The organism is Cryobacterium sp. TMT1-2-2, assembly GCF_004403505.1.
In the GTDB taxonomy this organism is placed as follows: Bacteria; Actinomycetota; Actinomycetes; order Actinomycetales; family Microbacteriaceae; genus Cryobacterium; species Cryobacterium flavum.
On record NZ_SOGS01000006.1, the window covers coordinates 28767 to 46149 of the forward strand.

Sequence of the window (17383 nt, forward strand, 5' to 3'; positions counted from 1 at the left end):
GCAATAGACGTGGCCGTGATTTGCGGAAGCTCGCGGTCGCCAGAAGACTGGAGCCGTTACGGTGAATGGGCACCGCGCCTCGACCAGGCCGGGCGCCCACTGCACCTGTCAGCTGAGGTCTAGTTCGAAGCCGGAGGCGCGCTCGTAGATGCCGTAGTTGCCGATGTCGGTGAAACCGAGGCTGCGGTACAGGGCGAGCGCTTCGGGCTGGGCGTAGCCGGTTTCCAGGCGCATCCGCTCGTAGCCGAGGATTCGGGCGAGGGCTTCAAGCTCGCGCAGAATCGTTTTCGCGTGACCCTGGCGGCGGTAGTTCGGGTTGGTCCACATGCGCTTGACCTCGGCGGTCGTGGCGTTGAACTGGCGCAGGCCACCGCCGGCCACGGTCACGTCGCCGTCGACGAGCACGAGAAAGCCGCCGCTGGGCGGATCGAACTCGGCCCCGTCGACGTCGTGCACGGAATCGCCGTCGCCGTAGCGCGTTTCGTATTCGCGGTGCAGGTCAAGCAGAAGAGGGGCGACCTCGGGGTCACCGAGGCGCACGGATACACAATTCACGGTTAATAGTGTGCGCCCTGTTGCCGGGTGCTCGTGACCGCGCTTAGTAGACTCGACGGGTGTCAGTGAACCCAGAGTTGCAGGGGCGGGTCTTTCCGCCGGTCGCACCGTATCTTGTCGGCCGTGAAAAGGTGCGCGAATTTTCCCGCGCCGTGTTCGCGACCAGCCCGATCAACCACGATCCCGAGGCGGCCCGCGCGGCCGGCCACACCGACGTCGTCGCTCCGCCCACGTTCGCCGTGGTCGTGCAGGAGGCCACCCTGGCCCAACTTCTGGCCGAACCCGATGGCGGAATCGACTTCACCCGCGTCGTGCACGGCGACCAGCGCTTCAGCTATACCCGCCCGATTGTCGCCGGTGACGAACTCACGGCGACCCTCGCGGTGACGAGCATCAAGAGCCTCGGCGGCCACTCCATGGTCACCGCCGAGTCCACCATCGTTGATGCGAGCGGCGCACACGTCGTGACCGCGGTCTCCACCCTCGTCGTCAGGGGAGACGAATGACCCCCGCCGCGCCTATCAGATCAGTGACCGATCTCACGGTCGGCGACATCGTCGCCGAGGCGAGTTTCGCCTTGACGCGCGATTCCCTCGTGCACTACGCCGGAGCATCCGGTGATTTCAATCCCATTCACTATCGCGACGATATCGCGCAGTCGGTGGGGCTGTCCGGCGTGCTCGCCCACGGCATGCTCACCATGGGCCTGGCCGTGCAACCCGTCGTCGACTGGGCCGGCGACCCCGCCCGGGTCATCGATTACCAGGTGCGATTCACCCGCCCGGTCTTCGTTGACGCAACGGATGGCGCAACCGTCACCGTGGTCGCCAAGGTCGGCGCGCTCGATCTCGAAGAAGGGCTGGCGCGCATCGACCTCACGGTGACCTTCAACGGCGCGACCGTTCTTGGCAAGGCGCAGGCGCGCGTCAACCTTGGCTGATCATGATTGAATCAGTTGCACTGAGCACGCTCACCACGTTTCGGGTCGGCGGCCCGCCAGCCGCCAGGGTGGCCCCGGTCACCGAGCAGGACCTCATAAACGAGACCCTCGTCGTTTGGGGCATGGACGAAAACTGGCTCCTGCTGGGTGGCGGCTCCAACACCGTCGTCGCCGATGAGGGCTTCGACGGCATCGTGATTAACGTGGTGACCCGCGGCATCGAGGTACTCGCCGCTGCACCTGAGAGCAGCGAAGCGGATGCCGCAAATGCGGCCGTCTCTGAAGCCGGCGCCGACGTCGGCGCCCGGGTACGGCTGCGCGTACAGGCCGGCGAACCCTGGGACGACCTCGTGGCTTACGCCGTCGATCACGGCTGGGCCGGCATCGAGGCGCTCTCGGGCATTCCCGGATCGTGCGGCGCCGCCCCGGTGCAGAACATTGGCGCCTACGGTCAGGAGCTCTCCGACAGCCTGATCGCGATCGACTTTCTCTCTTACGAGACCGGTGAGGTTGATCGGCTCGAACGCGCAGACCTGGCGCTGGGCTACCGCACCTCGGCGCTCAAGCAGGGCCTGCGCGGCGTGGTGCTCGCAATCGAACTGGAGCTGCACGATACCGCAGCCGAGGCATCCGTTTTGGGGAGCACCCTCGGTCAGCCGCTGAAGTATGCCCAACTGGCCGGGGCGCTCGGCGTGCAGCTCGGTGACCGGGTGCCGCTTCAGATGGTGCGAGCGACCGTTCTCGGTCTGCGGGCCGGCAAGGGCATGGTGCTCGACCCGAACGATCCTGACACCTACAGCGCGGGGTCTTTCTTCACCAACCCGATCGTCACCGAGACCTTTGCGCGCTCCCTGCCAATGGATGCGCCGCGCTGGCAGCTCAAGGCGGAGCCGGCCGACCGAGTTATTCCCGTCGAGGAATATATGGGTGTCGGACCCATTCCCGGCGAGGAACCCGTGCGCCTGGTCAAGCTCAGTGCGGCCTGGCTGATCGAGCATTCCGGGGTCGGCCGGGGGTTTCGTCTGCCGGGATCGAAGGCAGCCGTGTCGAGCAAGCACACCCTCGCCTTGACGAACACCGGCGGGGCCACCGCCGAGGAAGTTGCCGAACTGGCCCGGTACGTGCTCGGCCGGGTGCAGGCCGAGTTTGGCGTGAACCTGCAGCCCGAACCGGTGCTCGTGGGGCTGACGCTCTAATCGACAGGCGGCGTGTTGGTCAGTCTGCGCGGCGAGCGGCGGCGGCGATGCCGGCCACGACCAGGCCGAGCCCGACCGCGATCACACCGCCGAGCAGCCAGAGCGTGGGATCCGGCGGTGCCGGAAGCAGCGTGAAGACCACCATGTAGGTGGCGAATGCCAGGAGCAGGATGCCCCAGAGAATCGTGCCGAAGCGGGGGCGCAGCCGGGGTGTGGCTGTGGCAGCGGTCGGCAGGTCGGTGTTTGGGGCGAAGAAGTCGTTCTCCCGCGGGGCACGGCTCGATTCCGGGTAGGGAACGGTTGGATTGTCCGACAGCTTCGCGGTTGCCGATGCGTCGCCGGCCGGGTTCACGGAGAAATCCTCGGTGGGGGCGTTGGCGCCGCTTTGATCGGCGTCGGGGTTTTTGGAGGACAGCGGAGTAGTCATGATGGGGTCCTAGTTGTTGGAGGAATCGAGCGTGACGACGCCGGCGAGGGTCCAGATGCGCACGAGCGGCCCGTCACTGCGGCTGTTCGCATTGAAGGTGCGCGCATCGACGGCGAACACGCCGGTGTGCTCGCCGTTTTCAGCGGCCACAGCGCGGCCGGAATACTCCACGCCGCCGACCAGGGCGTGCGATGCGACGCGCACCGGTGCATCCACCGGCAGTTGGATGTCGGTGGCGCCGGCGAGCAGCCAGACGTCGATGACGGCGTCCTCGTCGAGACCGGGGTTGTCGAAATCGCTCAGGTCGAGGGTGGACTGCCCCACGATCATGGCGTAGCTGGTGTCGGGGTTCGCTATGGCCGAATTGGCGCTGAGCACCCAGACGGTGTTGCCGACGGCGGAGAACTGCGTGCCCTGCGGAAACACGCCGAGCACGACCAGGGTCGCCGCCGCCAGAAAGGCGAAACCGCCCATGGCGCCGTCGGTGCGACCGCGAATGCCGGCGACCACGATGCCGAGTGCCAACACTCCGAGTGCAAAGGCGAGGCCGAGAATCACTGCGTCCGGCGACCAGACGCCGCTCGAATTCACCCAGGCTGCCACGGCGCCGGTGGCCAAAGCCAGACCGAGCACAATGGCGCTGTAGCCGGCACCGGGACGGCGGGCGCGCACCCGGGCGCGGTGGGCTTGCTGGCGGGCGCGGTTCTGTTCCTGCCATGCTCGGTTCTGTTCCGAGCGGATGCTCCTGGCCGAATCGGTCGCGTACGGATTGGTCGGGGCATAGGGGGTGGCCGTGGCCGTGCTCGTGGCCGCGAAAGCCAGGCTCGGGGCGGCTGTGTCGGTGGCGGTCGCCGCTGACGTGCTCGTCGGGGCGGAATCCGGCGCCGGGGCCGGAGCATCCGTTTGGGCGTGCACGACCGCGTCGGGGGCGGAATCCGGTCGCGGGTCGTAGACGCTGCCCGGACCGAACGGGCCCGTTGGTCCAGTGGGGCCGGCCGGGGGAGCGAATGGTCCGAAACCGGGCCTCGAATCGGGAGACCTCTTGCTGCGGCGCACCAGATACACGATCAGCCAGACGATACCGGCCGTGATTGCCAGCCCCCACCCGAACGAGAAGATGCCGGAGAGCCAGTCGGGGAGGGCCCAGAAACCGGCCGGGCCGTTCCACCAGAAACCGCGGAACAGGGGCACGACGGTGAACAGGAGCAGCGCTCCGATGGCGATCATGGCCGGTTGGAACCGCCCGCGAATGGCGTCTTCGGCGTAGATGCGGCCGGCGTCGCGGGGCATCAGCGCCCAGCCGACGGCGTAGGCGAAGACGACGGGGCCGCCGAGGATGGCGATCACAACGGCAATGCCGCGCACAATCAGGGGGTCGAGCCCGGTGCGGGCGGCAATGCCGCCGCAGACTCCGGCGATCCAGCGGTCGCCGTCACGGTGTAGTCCGCTTCCGCGAATCCAGTCGAAGAAGCGGGTGATTTGGTCAGGACGAGGTGTTTGGGCCCTCGGTGTGTCGGTCATGATCCGAGTCTGACAGCGCGCTGAGACCGCTGCCATGGGGGATGACCCTGATTGAACCCTGATTGATTCCTGCCAGGTTCCGCCCTGTCGGTGGGGCGTGCTTGGATAAACACGTGAGAACCGAACGGATGACCCGGCCCCGGCTCCGCCTCGTCGGCGGAGTGTGTGCGGGTTTCGCCGAGCACACCGGGGTCCCCCTCTCCACGGTGCGCCTGGTCACGGTGCTGCTCAACTTCTGCGGAGGCTTCGGCGCCTTGCTCTATGCCTGGCTGTGGGTGACAGTTCCTTCTGGAGCGGCCGCAGTCGACCCGCTGCCCAAGTCGAGCCTCGCCCGGTCGCCGGTCGCTCCCCCCGCTTCCGCTGAGCCGGTTCAGGCCGCTGCGGCACTACCGGGTTCCGACGCCACAAACGGCCGGAGCGGGTTCGCCCGAGCGGATGGCGACTCCGCCCGGGCCGCGCCCGTCACCGAGATTCTGCTCGGCCTGGCCCTGCTGGCTGCCGGTAGCGCCCTCGTGGCGAGCCGCCTTGGCGCCGACATTCCACTCGCCGTGGTGGTGCCCGCCATTGTCGTACTCGCCGGAACCGCGCTCGCCTGGCGCCAGTTCGCCGACATTCGCAGCGGTGCGGCCCAGCAATCCTCAGCCTTGCTCGTGCGCATTCTGGGGGCGCTGGTGTTGGTCGCGGTCGGAATTCTGTTGTTTTTCGTGACCGGCACGAATCCGAACGCGTGGACGGTTATTCTGGCGGCGGCATCCGTTCTGCTCGGCGTTGCGGTGGTGACCGCTCCGTGGCTGCTGCGCCTGTGGAGTGACCTCGCCGACGAGCGCGCCGCGCGCGCCCGCGAAGCGGAACGGGCCGACATCGCCGCGCACCTGCACGATTCGGTCTTGCAGACCCTCGCACTCATTCAGCAGAAGGCCGGGCCGCACAGCGACGCAGCGCGGCTGGCCCGCGCGCAGGAGCGCGAACTGCGCGAGTGGCTGTTCACCGGGAGTCGCGCCGCGGGCGCCGAACCGGCGACCGATCTGGCCGCCGCGCTGCGTCGCATCGCCGGGGAGATCGAAGCAGACTTTGCGGTGCACTTCGAGGTGGTGACGGTCGGGGCGGGTGTCGGCGTGCGCTCGGCCGCCAGCACCGATTCCAGCAGCACGGATGCCCCGGAATCACTCGTCGCCGCCGCTCGCGAGGCCATGCTCAACGCGGCTCGGCATGCCGGCGGCGCGGTGTCGGTCTACCTCGAGACGGGGGCTCACGGCATCGAACTGAGCGTCACCGACCGGGGCCCGGGCTTTCGGCTCGACCAGATCCCCGAAGACCGCCTCGGCGTGCGCGAATCCATTCTCGGGCGCATGCGTCGGGCGGGCGGAACCGCCGCCGTGCGGCCAGGTCCGGGCGGCGCCGGAACCGAGATCCTGCTGACCCTGCCGGCGGCGCCCGCGCCCGCCACCGATGAACACCACACCGAATCGAGCGTGCGATGACCGACCAGAATCCGAGCGACCGGGCGGCCGTCGAACCGAGCGCGGCATCCGCTGGACTGCGGGTTCTCATCGTCGACGACCACTCCATCTTTCGGTCGGGGCTGCGCGCCGAACTCGACGCCGACATCACAGTGCTGGGCGAGGCGGCGACAGTTGACGAGGCGATCGCGCGGGTGATCGACCTGCAGCCGCGGGTCGTGCTGCTCGATGTGCACCTGCCCGGCGGGCACGGTGGGGGCGGCGCCGAGGTCATTCGGGAGGCGGCGCCGCGCGCACCGAACACACTGTTCCTGGCGCTCAGCGTCTCCGACGCCGCCGACGACGTCGTGAGCGTCATTCGGGCCGGCGCCCGCGGCTACATCACCAAGAGCGCCTCCGGGGCTGAAGTCTCCGAGGCGGCACGTCGGGTCTCCGAGGGGGACGCCGTGTTCTCGCCGCGTCTGGCCGGGTTCGTGCTCGACGCCTTCGGCGCCGTCGCCGGCGAGACCGCCGAAACCACGGAGGAACTCGACCGGCTTTCCGCCCGCGAGACCGAGGTGATGCGCCTTATCGCCCGCGGCTACAGCTACAAAGAGGTCGCCAGTACCCTGTTCATCGCGGCCAAGACCGTCGAAACGCACGTCTCGGCCGTGCTGCGTAAACTTCAGCTGTCGAGTCGGCACGAGCTGACCGCCTGGGCGCTCGAGCGCAAGCTGCTCTAGCCCTCGTTACAGCAGGCCCTCACAGCAGGCCGAGTTCCATGGCGCGGGTCACCGCGCGGGTGCGATCCTTCACCGCCAGTTTCTCAAAAACGTGCAGCAGATGGGTTTTAACGGTCGCCTCGCCGATGAACAACGATCGTGCGATCTCAGGGTTGCTCTCGCCCGAACCGACGAGCCTCAGCACGTCTAGTTCGCGCGGCGACAGTCGTGCCGCCGATTGCCCACGAACCCGCTGCACGAGCGTCGCCGCAATAGATGGAGCGAGCACGGTCTGGCCGGCTGCGACCGACCGCACACCGGCGATGATCTCCTCCTGCGGCGCAGCTTTGAGCAAATAGCCGCTCGCGCCGGCTTCGATGGCGCCCAGAATCTGGTCGTCGCTCTCATAGGTCGTCAGAATCAGCACCCGGATACCCGCAGTCGCTGCCACAATCTGCGCGGTCGCCGCCGCGCCGCTCTGACCGGGCATGCGCAGGTCCATGAGCACCAGATCGGGCCGCAGTTCCAAGGCCAGTCGCACCGCCTCGGTGCCGTCAGCGGCCTCCCCGACAACGGAGATATCGTCGGCCTGGGCCAGCAGGCTCACGATACCGCCGCGCACAATGGGATGGTCATCGGCAACCAGCACGCGAATCATGCGTCGGCCTTGATGCGGGAGAGTGGGGCTGCCGGGGCCGCCAGAGCGAGGGGAGCGGGCAACGGCACGGTCACCCGCAGCAGCGTTCCGCCGGTTGGCCGGGTGCCCAGCTCCAATTCACCGTGCACGAGCAGTACCCGGTCGCGCATCCCGGCCAGGCCGAAGCCGGTGTTGGGATCGACGCGCGGAACTCCCAGACCGCGCCCGTCGTCGCTGACCGTGAGCACCACCGCGGCCCCTGCACCTTCGATGAAAACGGATGCCGCCTCCGCCCCCGAATGCTGCCGCACGTTTGCGAGCCCCTCCTGTACACAGCGGAGCAGAACCACCTCGACCTCGCGGTCTATGTCGCCGACCTGCACCGTGGCATCCGTCTGGATGCCTGTTTCCTGGGTGAAGCGATCGGCCAACCGCAGAATCGTGCCGGCCAACCCCAACCCGGGTTCACGCACCGGCGAGAGGGTGGCGACCAGGGCGCGCGTCTCGGTGAGGGCTTCACGGGCGTTGGTTTCGATCAGATCGATGCTGGTCTGCGCGGCCATCACCCGGGCCGGTGTTGTTGTGAGCTCACCGCGGGTGCGTTGGGCGAGCATGACCAGCCCGGTCAGGGTCTGGGCGATGGTGTCGTGAATCTCGCGGGCAAGCCGTTCCCGCTCGGCGGAACTTCCCGCCGCACGGTGCAGGGCGTTGAGCTCGCCCTGCGTGCGGGTGAGCTCGTCGAGCAGACGGCGATGCCGGTCACTGGCGCAGATGATGCGGGTCATCCAGGTTCCGAGGGCGAGAGCGAAGATGAATGAGATCGCTTCGATTCCACCGGCTTCGGCCATGGCTGCCACGGTGCCGCCAAGGCTCACTGTGAGGCCGAGACCGACCGACACAGCGAGGATGCCGCTCACCAAGACCGCACGAAGGTAAGAGCCGGCGAGAACCCAGACCACCGGAAACCCAATGGCTTGCAAGGTTGAGAGGTTCGGCGTGAACGCAGCGCCCACTCCGCAGCCGAGAACCACCGTCGCCAGAAAGGCCAGACTGGACGCCGTCCGGCCGGTGCCAGCAAGACGGATGCCGCGCCGCCCGAACCCCAGATAGGCCAAGCCGAGCGCGGCGAGGGTGGCCAACGCTCCGCCCAGGCTCCCATCGGCGGGATACAGGGTTACCGTAATCGCCATAACGGCGAGGGCCCCGCCGAAAGCCACGTCCCACCAGCGCGCAGTCGTCATGGCTCAAGCATCCCATCCGTTCGGCATGGCCGGGCGCTCACGCGTCGCGGCGAATCCACCGAAATGTCACCCGGCTGAGCACGAGCCCGACCACGAGCCAGACCCCGAGGGCGGTGGCGACCCAGACCAGGTCCCAGGATCCGGTCTGCTCGGCGGCCGCGAAGCTGTCAGGCAGGAACACCGAACGCATACCCTGGGCCATCCATTTGAGCGGAAAGATGCTCGCGAGATTCTGCATCCAGTCGGGCAGCGCGTTGAACTGCAGGTAGACACCCGAGATGAACTGCAGCACGAGCACGACCGGAGCCACCACAGCAGTAGCGCTGCGTCCCGAACGCGGAAGCGCCGAGAGTGCTATGCCGAGGAAGGCGCTCGTGATCACGCCGAACAGGAATACCCAGGCGAACGTGCCCCACTTCTCGGGCTCACTGGGCAGCGAGATGTCGAAGGCGAACCGCGCCACCAGCATCAGCAGCGCGGCCTGCAGGATCGCGGTCACGAAGACCTGCCCGATTTTGCCCACGAAGTAGCTCAATGGGGACAGCGGCGTGCCGCCGAGCCGTTTCAGGGTGCCGTCGCTTCGCTCACCGGCAATGTCGACCGCCAGGTTCTGCACGCCGGAGAGCAGCATGCCCGCGGCGAGCATGCCGGGCAGGTAATACGCGCCCACGCTGACCCCGCCGGTTCCGTCCGGGTTCGCACCGATGTTGCCGGAGGAGCTGAACGCGGCGGTGAAGATGCCGAGCATGATGAACGGAAAGAAGAAGGTGAAGAGCAGTGTGTCGGGGGAGCGAAAGTACAGCCTCGTCTCGTAGCCGATGCGGGCCAGGCCGAGGGCGAGTACGCCCGGAGCCTTCGTCTGCGGGCGGGTAACGATGATCGTGGCGCTCATGCTCGCACATCCTGGTCGATCAGTTGGCTGCCGGAAGGGGTGGCGGCGCGACCGGCAGCCTCGGCCTCGTCTTCCCTTACGAGGGCGAGATAGACGTCTTCGAGGCTGGGCCGGATGATCTCGAGGTCGTCGGGCTCGGCACCGTTCAACCGCGCGGTGAGCTCGGCCACGACCCGTGCCGGACGGTTCGTGCGTTCCTCGAGTAACCGCCCGTTTTCGTCACGCCAGCGCACGAGCGGAATGCGGGCATCCGCTCCGCCAAGGTCGGCGATGGATCCGATATCGATGAGTCGACCGCCGGCAATGATGCCGGCGCGGTCGCCGAGTTGCGCGGCTTCTTCGAGATAGTGCGTCGTCAGCAGGATGGTGGTGCCTTCCGCCTTAAGCCCACGGATGAGGCTCCAGAATTGGTGCCGTGCCTCGGGATCGAAGCCGGTGGTCGGTTCGTCGAGGAACAATAATTCGGGGCGGCCGATGATGCCGAGCGCGACATCCACTCGGCGGCGCTGACCTCCCGATAGTTTGCCGATGCGCGTCTTCGCCTTCTCGCGCAGCCCGGTCGCGTCGATGACTTCGTCCACATCGCGGGGATTCGGGTAGAGCCCGGCGAAGTGGCGAAGCTGTTCCGTGACGGTGACATTGCCGCTTTCCGCACTGGTCTGCAGCACGATGCCGAGGCGAGCCTTCCAGTCGAGGCTGCCGCGGCGGGGGTCGATGCCGAGCACGCTCACCTCACCGCCGGTTCGGTCGCGGTACCCCTCGAGAATCTCGATGGTCGTGCTCTTGCCGGCACCGTTGGGGCCGAGCAGCGCGAAGGTCTCACCGGCGGCAATGGAGAAGCTCACGCCGCGCACCGCCTCGACGTTGCCATACGATTTCTGCAGGTCGCGCACCTGCACGACCGGGGGAGTGGATGTCATGTGACCAGAATCCCACTCCCGCGCCACGGGCACCACCGCCAGTGGACCTATTCCGGCATCCACCGGTCGACGGATCCCTCGGGGGAGCGCCCGGGCGCCAGAATGCCGCGGGCGCTAGGCGAACAGCCGCTGCAGGCGCTGCACACCCTCGAGCAGGGCATCGTCGCCGAGCGCGTAGGACATGCGCAGGAATCCGCTAGGACCAAAGGCCTCGCCGGGAACGGCGGCCACCTCGGCCTGGTCGAGAATGAGGTCGGCCAGTTCGAGTGAGGTCGTCGGGGTGACGCCGCCCCACGAACGACCCAGCAGCCCGGTCACATCGGGGTAGACGTAGAAGGCTCCCTGCGGGATGGGGGTCACGACGCCGGGGATCTTGTTCAACTCGGCGACGATGAGCTTGCGGCGGCGATCGAAGGCCACCCGCATGGCCTCAGCGGCGTCCTGCGGGCCGTTGAGCGCGGCGATTCCGGCGCGCTGCGAGATGTTTGACACGTTCGAGGAAAGGTGCGACTGCAGGTTCGCCGCCGCCTTGATGGCGTCGGCGGGGCCGACCATCCAGCCGAGGCGCCAGCCGGTCATGGCGTAGGTCTTGGCGACACCGTTCACCAGGATCGTGCGGTCGGCCAGCGCTGGAACGGCCTCGACGATGGAGACTGCTCGCACGCCGTCGTAGGTGAGGTTCTGGTAGATCTCGTCGGAGATGACCCAGAGGCCGTTGTCTTCGGCCCACTGGCCGATGGCCCGCGTCTGCTCAGGCGAGTAGACCGCCCCGGTGGGGTTCGAGGGTGAGACGAAGAGCAGCACCTTGCTGCGCGGGGTGCGCGCGGCTTCGAGCTGCTCGACCGTCACGAGGTAGCCCTGGTCGCTGCCGGCGAAGACATCGACCTGCACGCCACCGGCCAGCCGGATCGCCTCGGGGTAGGTGGTCCAGTACGGGGTCGGCACAATGACCTCGTCGCCCGGATCGAGCAGGGTGGCGAACGCCTGGTAGACCGCCTGCTTGCCGCCGTTCGTGACGACGACCTGGCTGGGCGAAACCACGAGTCCACTGTCGCGCAGTGTCTTGGCGGCAATCGCCTCGCGCAGCTCGGGAAGACCCGCTGCCGGGGTATAGCGGTAGTTCTTCGGATCGCGCACGGCGGCCAAGGCCGCTTCCACGATATGTTCTGGTGTCTGGAAGTCGGGTTCCCCGGCGGCGAAGCTGATCACCGGCCGCCCGGCCGCCTGCAGGGCCTTGGCTTTTCCGTCGACCTTGAGGGTCGCCGACTCCGCGATAGAGCCGATCCGAGTAGAAATTCGCTTGAGTTCATGAGCCACAGCTTGAGCTTAGCCAGTGCACCCGCGAGTGAACCAGCGCTGCACTCGTCGGGCCGGCGCGCGGGCCGGTTTAGAGGGTCTTCGGGGCGCAATTGCGGAGATAGCCAGGCTGCTGATCGCCCGGCGCGAGATCTCAAGCGGCGAGATTTCTCGCCAGGCTAGCTAGAGTGAGAAAATGCTCACCCGCCTGATTCATATCTCCCGTCCGGTGCTCTGGGTGAACACAATCGGCACCACCGTCATCGCCATGTGGCTGATGGGAGACCTGTGGCGCTGGGATGTGTTTCCTCTGCTCCTCTGGGTGACGCTGCCCTTCAACCTGCTGATCTACGGTGTGAACGACATCTTCGACCAGGCAACGGATGCCCAGAACACCCGAAAGGGTGGCCTTGAGGGGGCACGCATCCTTGGCTCCGAAGTGCGCCCCATCGTTATCGGGGTACTGCTGACCAACGTGCCCTTCGTGGCCTACTTCCTGCTCACGCTGCCGCCAGCCGCGCTTGCCTGGATCATGGCCTATGCCCTCATCTTCGTCTTCTACTCCGCGCCGCCGTTGCGCTTCAAAGCCCGGCGGTACGTGGATTCGCTCAGTAACGCTGCCTATGCCTTCCCGCTGGTGTTCGTGCCGCTTGCGGTCGGTGAGCGGCCGATCTGGTCGGCGGCGATCGGGCTGATGGCATGGAGTGTCGCCAAACACACCTATGACGCGGTCCAGGATATCGATGAGGATCGCGCGGCGCGTATTCGCACCACCGCGGTCCATCTCGGCGCGCGCGGCGCAACGGTGTGGAGCGCCATCTGGTGGGCCCTGTCCACCGTAGGGTTCGCCCTCATCAGCTGGCCGGTAGCGCTGGTCAACCTGCTCATCGCCGGCTGGCTCGTGATGTCGTTGGGGCGCGACCCGATACCCGCCACGGCCCGCCGGCTCTATCGGTACTCGATCGTGTTCCCTTACGTCGCCGGTTCCGTCGCCGGCGCCCAGGTCGTGGCCGCCATTCTGTTAGGAACATACCCATGAAGCGATCCGGCACGGCAACGACTCCCCTGCGCATCGTCGTGCTCGGCGCCGGCATCGGCGGGCTGACCGCCGCCGCGCTGCTGGCCCGCGCCGGGCATGCGGTGACCGTGCTGGAGGGATCCGACTGGATCGGGGGCAAGAGCAGGCGCCTCGAGATCGACGGGCAGCGGGTGGATACCGGGCCCGCGCTAGTCACTTTCCCGCCGGTCTGGGAAGAATTACTCGCTCGTTACGACGCCCTCGGCGCCCGCCGGTCCGCTCCCGCCGAGGCTGCGGCGGTCGCCGCGCTGACCCTGAAGAGACTGCCCGAAGTCGGTCGGTATTTCTTTGCGGGGGACAGCGTCACCTTGCCGGTTCCGCAGGGGCATCCGTGGCATTCGGCCTGGACCCGATTCGAACGTGAACACGGTGGGCTGGGCCCCGAAGTCACGAGCATGCTTACAACCGACCCAGCCAGCCCAGCTTCGCTGCCGGCCGTGCGCCGGGTCTTCCGTCTCTACGGCAGACGGCTGACCACGCGTGGCTTTCTCGATGGCTTGACCTGGATGCCCGACGGCCTGCGGGAAATCATCGCCATACACACCCTCAACGCGGGTGTCTCGCCCCGACGGACCCTCGCGCTGTATGCGAGCATGCCGGCAATTATGGCCACGGACGGCGTATGGGTGCCCGAGGGAGGTGTGAACGAGGTGCCGATGGCGCTCTACCGGCTCGCCGTGCACGCCGGCGCGAATCTGCACCTGGGTGAGCCCGTCAAATCGGTCAAACAGGGGAGTGTGACCACCACGTCGGCGACCTACCAAGCTGATGTGATCGTGAGCGGTCTCGACAGCGGCGTTCTCGACGAGCTCCTGGGCGCACCGCGCGCACGGCAGCGGCCACTGTCCTGCTCCGGAGTGGCCATCTACGCGTCCCTGGATACGCCGTTGCCCCGTGGAACGGCTACACACTCGGTGGTACTGCCCGACGACCCGGCCGCCCTCCACCGCAGTCTGGACACGGTCGTTGCGCCGGACCAGACCATGGCATTCCTGAACTACTACCGGCCACACGAAATCTATCCCAACGATCGAGCGACGGTGGCCGTTCTCCTCACGGCGCCTGCCGATGGCCGACACTACGATCTCGACACTCCCTGGGTCGCCCACGAGATCGACCGGGTCAGCGCGGCCGTGGGATTGAGCCGGCCCATCACCGAGCTGTTCCGCGATCATGTCGTGCTCGACCCGCACTACTTCGCAGGCTGGGGCTCCGCGGGAGGTGCGCTGTACGGCGCGACCAACCCACTCTGGCAGAGCGGCCCGTTCCACCGGCCGGGCTACACCAGCCTGGCGCGTCCGTGGCTGTGGCGGGTGGGCGCGTCGGTACACCCCGGCGGCGGGATCCCGGCCGTGCTCGGAGGAGCCATGACCGCGATGCAGAAGCTGATCGGGCGACTGGACGGTCGCTGACCAGTCGACGGTCGCAATCCCGTCTGCCGCGATAGTGTGGCAAGCTGGCACTGGAACAGGGAGCGCGCTTTTGCGCGAACTCGTCTCAGCTTTACAGTGGCCGGTCCGTGATCTAGACTGGTTCAGGTAGTTGAATTCTGCCATGCTTTTTTGCGCCTTTTTCCGAGTGTTAACGCCCGGTCGAAAGTGGCTTCTGCATGGCGGGTTTGCTTCCATAGGGTGGTGGCTCAATTGGTAGAGCAGCGGTCTCCAAAACCGCAGGTTGCAGGTTCGAGTCCTGTCCGCCCTGCACATCGGTAGAAGTCTGCCGACCATGAGAGGTGTAACAGGTGGCCCGAAAAGTTGTCGACGAACCTAGTGAGGAAGTCGTCGCGAACGCACGAATTGCCCGCGAGTCCAATCGCGGTCCTTTCGCTCGGCTGTCCCTGTTCATCAAGCAGGTTTTCGCGGAACTGCGCAAGGTCGTCACGCCGACTCGTAAAGAGCTGCTGAGCTACACCGGCGTCGTGCTGGTCTTCGTGATCATCATGATGGGCATCGTCTCGGCCATGGACTGGGTCTTCGGCCTCGCGGTTCTCTATGTGTTCGGCACGCCGGGCTAATCCGCAGCGAAGGCATCCGCTCCGGCGGAACGCCCACACCACCGGCGCGCAACGTGCCCAGACAACTTGCACACGTACAAAAATTAGGGATTGAGATTTAGTGACTGAGACGAAGCACGACGATGTCGACTGGGCCACTGCCGCCGAGCAGTCCTCCGAGGAAGACGAGGCGCAGGAAGGCAACATCCTCGCCGCCGACGAGACTTCCGCAGAGGCGGCCGAGCAGGTCGCCCTGCACGTCATCGACGAGAACGACGACGTGGAGGTCAACCTCGACGCTGCACTCGACGCCCTCGCCGAGTCATCCGATCCCGAAGCCGACGCCATCGTCGACGACGCACTCGACATCGATTCGGCGCAAGAAGCCGACGCGTCCGTCGAAGCCGTCGAAGACGAAGACGAGGCCGTCACCGCCGAAACTGCAGGCGAGACCGAGCCTTCCGATGAAGAGGTCGACCCGTACGAGGCGTTCCGCAAGGAACTGCGCTTTCTGCCAGGCAAGTGGTACGTCATTCACTCCTACGCCGGTTTCGAGCGTCGCGTGAAGTCGAACATTGAGAACCGCAAGCAGTCCATGGCGATGGAAGACTTCATCTACCAGTGCGAAGTTCCGATGGAAGATGTCGTCGAGATCAAAAACGGCCAGCGCAAGATGGTCACCCGCGTGCGCATCCCCGGATACGTGCTCGTTCGTATGGACCTCGACGAGGACAGCTGGTCGGTTGTTCGCCACACCCCGGGAGTCACCGGCTTCGTTGGCAACGCCCACAACCCCACCCCGCTGCGTTTCGAAGAAGCCTTCGGCATGCTCAAGGGACTCGTCGAGATCGTCGAAGCCCCGACCAAGGCTGGCGGTGCTCCCGGAAAGTCGGCGCAGCGCGTCATCGCTGCCGAGGTCGACTACGAGATCGGCGAGACCATCACGATCAAGGAAGGTTCGTTCGCGGGCCTGCCCGGTTCGATCAGCGAGATCAAGCCGGAGAGCGGCAAGCTCATCGTGCTCGTCTCGCTCTTCGAGCGTGAGACTCCGGTTGAGCTCAGCTTCGATCAGGTCACCAAGCTCTAACCAGCACAGCGGATGCCCGACCAGGGCAATCCACGCTGGTTCCCCTAAACCACCGGGGCCCATCCGGGCCACCGGGAGAGCAGCCCCCGGGCTGCTCGCACATCAATACGAAGGACAACACAATGGCACCGAAGAAGAAGGTTACAGGTCTGATCAAACTTCAGATCAAGGCCGGCGCAGCCAACCCCGCACCGCCCATCGGGCCGGCACTGGGTCAGCACGGCGTTAACATCATGGAATTCTGCAAGGCCTACAACGCAGCGACCGAAGCCCAGCGCGGCAACGTCATCCCCGTTGAGATCACCGTCTACGACGACCGTTCGTTCACGTTCATCCTGAAGACCCCGCCCGCAGCGGAGCTCATCAAGAAGGCCGCCGGCGTCGCCAAGGGCAGCGGAACCCCGCACACCGTCAAGGTTGCCAACCTCACCCAGGCCCAGGTCCGCGAGATCGCCGAAGCGAAGATGGTTGACCTCAACGCCAACGACATCGACGCCGCCGCGAAGATCATCGCCGGAACCGCCCGCTCTATGGGCATCACGGTCAGCGCCTAAGCCCACCCCCGCATCGGCGCCACACGGCGCCGGAAGCACCCTCAGCATTTAGTGGAAGAGCCTGCCAGGTTCGCACCACACTCTGAAGTACATACAGGAGATTCAACATGGCAACCAAGTCAAAGGCGTACCGCGCCTCCGCCGCCAAAATCGGCGAAGACAACGTCTTCACCCCGGCCGAGGCCGTAGCCCTCGCCAAGGAAACCGGCTCCGCGAAGTTCAACTCCACGGTTGAGGTCGCCCTCCGCCTCGGAGTCGACCCCCGCAAGGCCGACCAGATGGTTCGTGGAACCGTCATCCTCCCGCACGGCACCGGCCGCACCGCCCGCGTCATCGTCTTCGCAACCGGCCCCGCCGCCGAAGCCGCTATCGCAGCCGGCGCCGACGAGGTCGGTGGCGACGAGCTCATCGAGAAGGTAGCCGCTGGTTACACCTCGTTCGACTCAGCCGTCTCGACCCCCGAGCTCATGGGTAAGGTCGGTCGTCTCGGAAAGGTGCTCGGCCCGCGTGGCCTCATGCCCAACCCGAAGACCGGAACCGTGACGCCCGACGTCGCCAAGGCCGTGTCCGACATCAAGGGCGGAAAGATCGAATTCCGCGTCGACAAGCACTCCAACGTGCACTTCGTCGTCGGCAAGGCCTCCTTCTCGGCCGACCAGCTGAACGAGAACATCTCCGCTGCGCTTGAGGAGATCAACCGCCTCAAGCCGAGCTCGTCCAAGGGCCGCTACATCACGAAGGGTGTCGTCTCGACCACCTTCGGTCCTGGCATCCAGCTCGACGTCAACAGCATCTAAGCAACAGCTTCACCAAGCAGGGCCCGTCCTCGGACGGGCCCTGCTTGCATTAAGCGGATGCCCGCGCCTGCGCCGAGTCCCTGTGGAT

At 66.5% G+C, this 17383-nt stretch carries 19 protein-coding genes and 1 tRNA gene; 12 read left to right on the forward strand and 8 right to left on the reverse strand.

The window, feature by feature from the left end:
* Positions 1–108: 108 nt before the first annotated feature.
* On the reverse strand, positions 109–555 hold the full coding sequence (locus E3T35_RS04145) for a GNAT family N-acetyltransferase (RefSeq protein WP_166789827.1): 447 nt from the start codon (positions 553–555) through the stop codon (positions 109–111).
* A gap of 59 nt (positions 556–614) precedes the next feature.
* Between E3T35_RS04145 and E3T35_RS04150 the strand changes: the two genes are divergently transcribed.
* From E3T35_RS04150 to E3T35_RS04160, 3 genes are read left to right on the forward strand one after another with little or no spacing between them, the layout of a single operon-like run.
* Positions 615–1061: a MaoC family dehydratase N-terminal domain-containing protein gene (locus E3T35_RS04150; RefSeq protein ID WP_092340442.1), complete on the forward strand. Its 447-nt coding sequence runs from the start codon at positions 615–617 to the stop codon at positions 1059–1061.
* Positions 1058–1495, forward strand: a complete 438-nt coding sequence (locus E3T35_RS04155) for a MaoC family dehydratase (protein WP_134377940.1) — start codon at positions 1058–1060, stop codon at positions 1493–1495. The genes E3T35_RS04150 and E3T35_RS04155 overlap by 4 nt, the downstream gene beginning before the upstream one ends.
* Positions 1496–1497: 2 nt before the next feature.
* Entirely contained in the window at positions 1498–2691 is a 1194-nt protein-coding gene (locus tag E3T35_RS04160; RefSeq protein ID WP_134377941.1) for a UDP-N-acetylmuramate dehydrogenase, read from the forward strand.
* Positions 2692–2710: 19 nt separating this feature from the next.
* On the opposite strand, the gene E3T35_RS04165 is transcribed toward E3T35_RS04160, so the two are convergent.
* Together E3T35_RS04165 and E3T35_RS04170 are read right to left on the reverse strand one after the other, a co-directional pair.
* On the reverse strand, positions 2711–3118 hold the full coding sequence (locus tag E3T35_RS04165) for a hypothetical protein (RefSeq protein ID WP_134377942.1): 408 nt from the start codon (positions 3116–3118) through the stop codon (positions 2711–2713).
* Between the two features lie 9 nt (positions 3119–3127).
* Positions 3128–4639 carry a PspC domain-containing protein gene (locus E3T35_RS04170; protein ID WP_166789828.1) on the reverse strand — a complete coding sequence of 504 codons (1512 nt, stop codon included), beginning with the start codon at positions 4637–4639 and terminating at the stop codon, positions 3128–3130.
* Between the two features lie 113 nt (positions 4640–4752).
* Here E3T35_RS04170 and E3T35_RS04175 point away from each other — a divergent pair, with 113 nt between their 5' ends.
* Both E3T35_RS04175 and E3T35_RS04180 read left to right on the forward strand, forming a co-directional pair.
* Positions 4753–6120, forward strand: coding sequence for an ATP-binding protein (locus E3T35_RS04175; RefSeq protein WP_134377944.1), 1368 nt, complete (start codon positions 4753–4755; stop codon positions 6118–6120).
* On the forward strand, positions 6117–6821 hold the full coding sequence (locus E3T35_RS04180) for a response regulator transcription factor (RefSeq protein WP_134377945.1): 705 nt from the start codon (positions 6117–6119) through the stop codon (positions 6819–6821). The genes E3T35_RS04175 and E3T35_RS04180 overlap by 4 nt, the downstream gene beginning before the upstream one ends.
* Before the next feature lie 19 nt (positions 6822–6840).
* On the opposite strand, the gene E3T35_RS04185 is transcribed toward E3T35_RS04180, so the two are convergent.
* From E3T35_RS04185 to E3T35_RS04205, 5 genes are all read right to left on the reverse strand, one after another.
* Positions 6841–7458 carry a response regulator transcription factor gene (locus tag E3T35_RS04185; RefSeq protein ID WP_134377946.1) on the reverse strand — a complete coding sequence of 206 codons (618 nt, stop codon included), beginning with the start codon at positions 7456–7458 and terminating at the stop codon, positions 6841–6843.
* Positions 7455–8678, reverse strand: coding sequence for a sensor histidine kinase (locus tag E3T35_RS04190; RefSeq protein WP_134377947.1), 1224 nt, complete (start codon positions 8676–8678; stop codon positions 7455–7457). Before E3T35_RS04190 ends, E3T35_RS04185 begins: the two co-directional genes overlap by 4 nt.
* 37 nt (positions 8679–8715) lie before the next feature.
* On the reverse strand, positions 8716–9570 hold the full coding sequence (locus E3T35_RS04195; RefSeq protein WP_134377948.1) for an ABC transporter permease: 855 nt from the start codon (positions 9568–9570) through the stop codon (positions 8716–8718).
* Entirely contained in the window at positions 9567–10490 is a 924-nt protein-coding gene (locus E3T35_RS04200) for an ABC transporter ATP-binding protein (protein WP_134377949.1), read from the reverse strand. Before E3T35_RS04200 ends, E3T35_RS04195 begins: the two co-directional genes overlap by 4 nt.
* 114 nt (positions 10491–10604) lie before the next feature.
* On the reverse strand, positions 10605–11807 hold the full coding sequence (locus tag E3T35_RS04205) for a pyridoxal phosphate-dependent aminotransferase (RefSeq protein WP_134377950.1): 1203 nt from the start codon (positions 11805–11807) through the stop codon (positions 10605–10607).
* A gap of 175 nt (positions 11808–11982) precedes the next feature.
* On the opposite strand from E3T35_RS04205, the gene E3T35_RS04210 reads away from it, so the two are divergent.
* The 7 genes from E3T35_RS04210 to rplA all read left to right on the forward strand — a co-directional run bounded on the left by E3T35_RS04210 (position 11983) and on the right by rplA (position 17295).
* Positions 11983–12825 carry a UbiA family prenyltransferase gene (locus E3T35_RS04210; RefSeq protein ID WP_104088940.1) on the forward strand — a complete coding sequence of 281 codons (843 nt, stop codon included), beginning with the start codon at positions 11983–11985 and terminating at the stop codon, positions 12823–12825.
* Positions 12822–14276: an NAD(P)/FAD-dependent oxidoreductase gene (locus tag E3T35_RS04215; RefSeq protein WP_134377951.1), complete on the forward strand. Its 1455-nt coding sequence runs from the start codon at positions 12822–12824 to the stop codon at positions 14274–14276. Before E3T35_RS04210 ends, E3T35_RS04215 begins: the two co-directional genes overlap by 4 nt.
* 216 nt (positions 14277–14492) lie before the next feature.
* Positions 14493–14565: transfer RNA gene (locus E3T35_RS04220), tRNA-Trp, on the forward strand.
* A 40-nt stretch (positions 14566–14605) separates the two neighbouring features.
* On the forward strand, positions 14606–14878 hold the full coding sequence (secE, locus tag E3T35_RS04225; protein ID WP_092340430.1) for a preprotein translocase subunit SecE: 273 nt from the start codon (positions 14606–14608) through the stop codon (positions 14876–14878).
* Positions 14879–14978: 100 nt separating this feature from the next.
* Positions 14979–15944: a transcription termination/antitermination protein NusG gene (gene nusG, locus E3T35_RS04230; RefSeq protein WP_134377952.1), complete on the forward strand. Its 966-nt coding sequence runs from the start codon at positions 14979–14981 to the stop codon at positions 15942–15944.
* A 122-nt stretch (positions 15945–16066) separates the two neighbouring features.
* Positions 16067–16498: a 50S ribosomal protein L11 gene (rplK, locus tag E3T35_RS04235; RefSeq protein WP_092106326.1), complete on the forward strand. Its 432-nt coding sequence runs from the start codon at positions 16067–16069 to the stop codon at positions 16496–16498.
* A 107-nt stretch (positions 16499–16605) separates the two neighbouring features.
* Positions 16606–17295 carry a 50S ribosomal protein L1 gene (gene rplA, locus E3T35_RS04240; protein ID WP_092106323.1) on the forward strand — a complete coding sequence of 230 codons (690 nt, stop codon included), beginning with the start codon at positions 16606–16608 and terminating at the stop codon, positions 17293–17295.
* Positions 17296–17383: the final 88 nt, after the last annotated feature.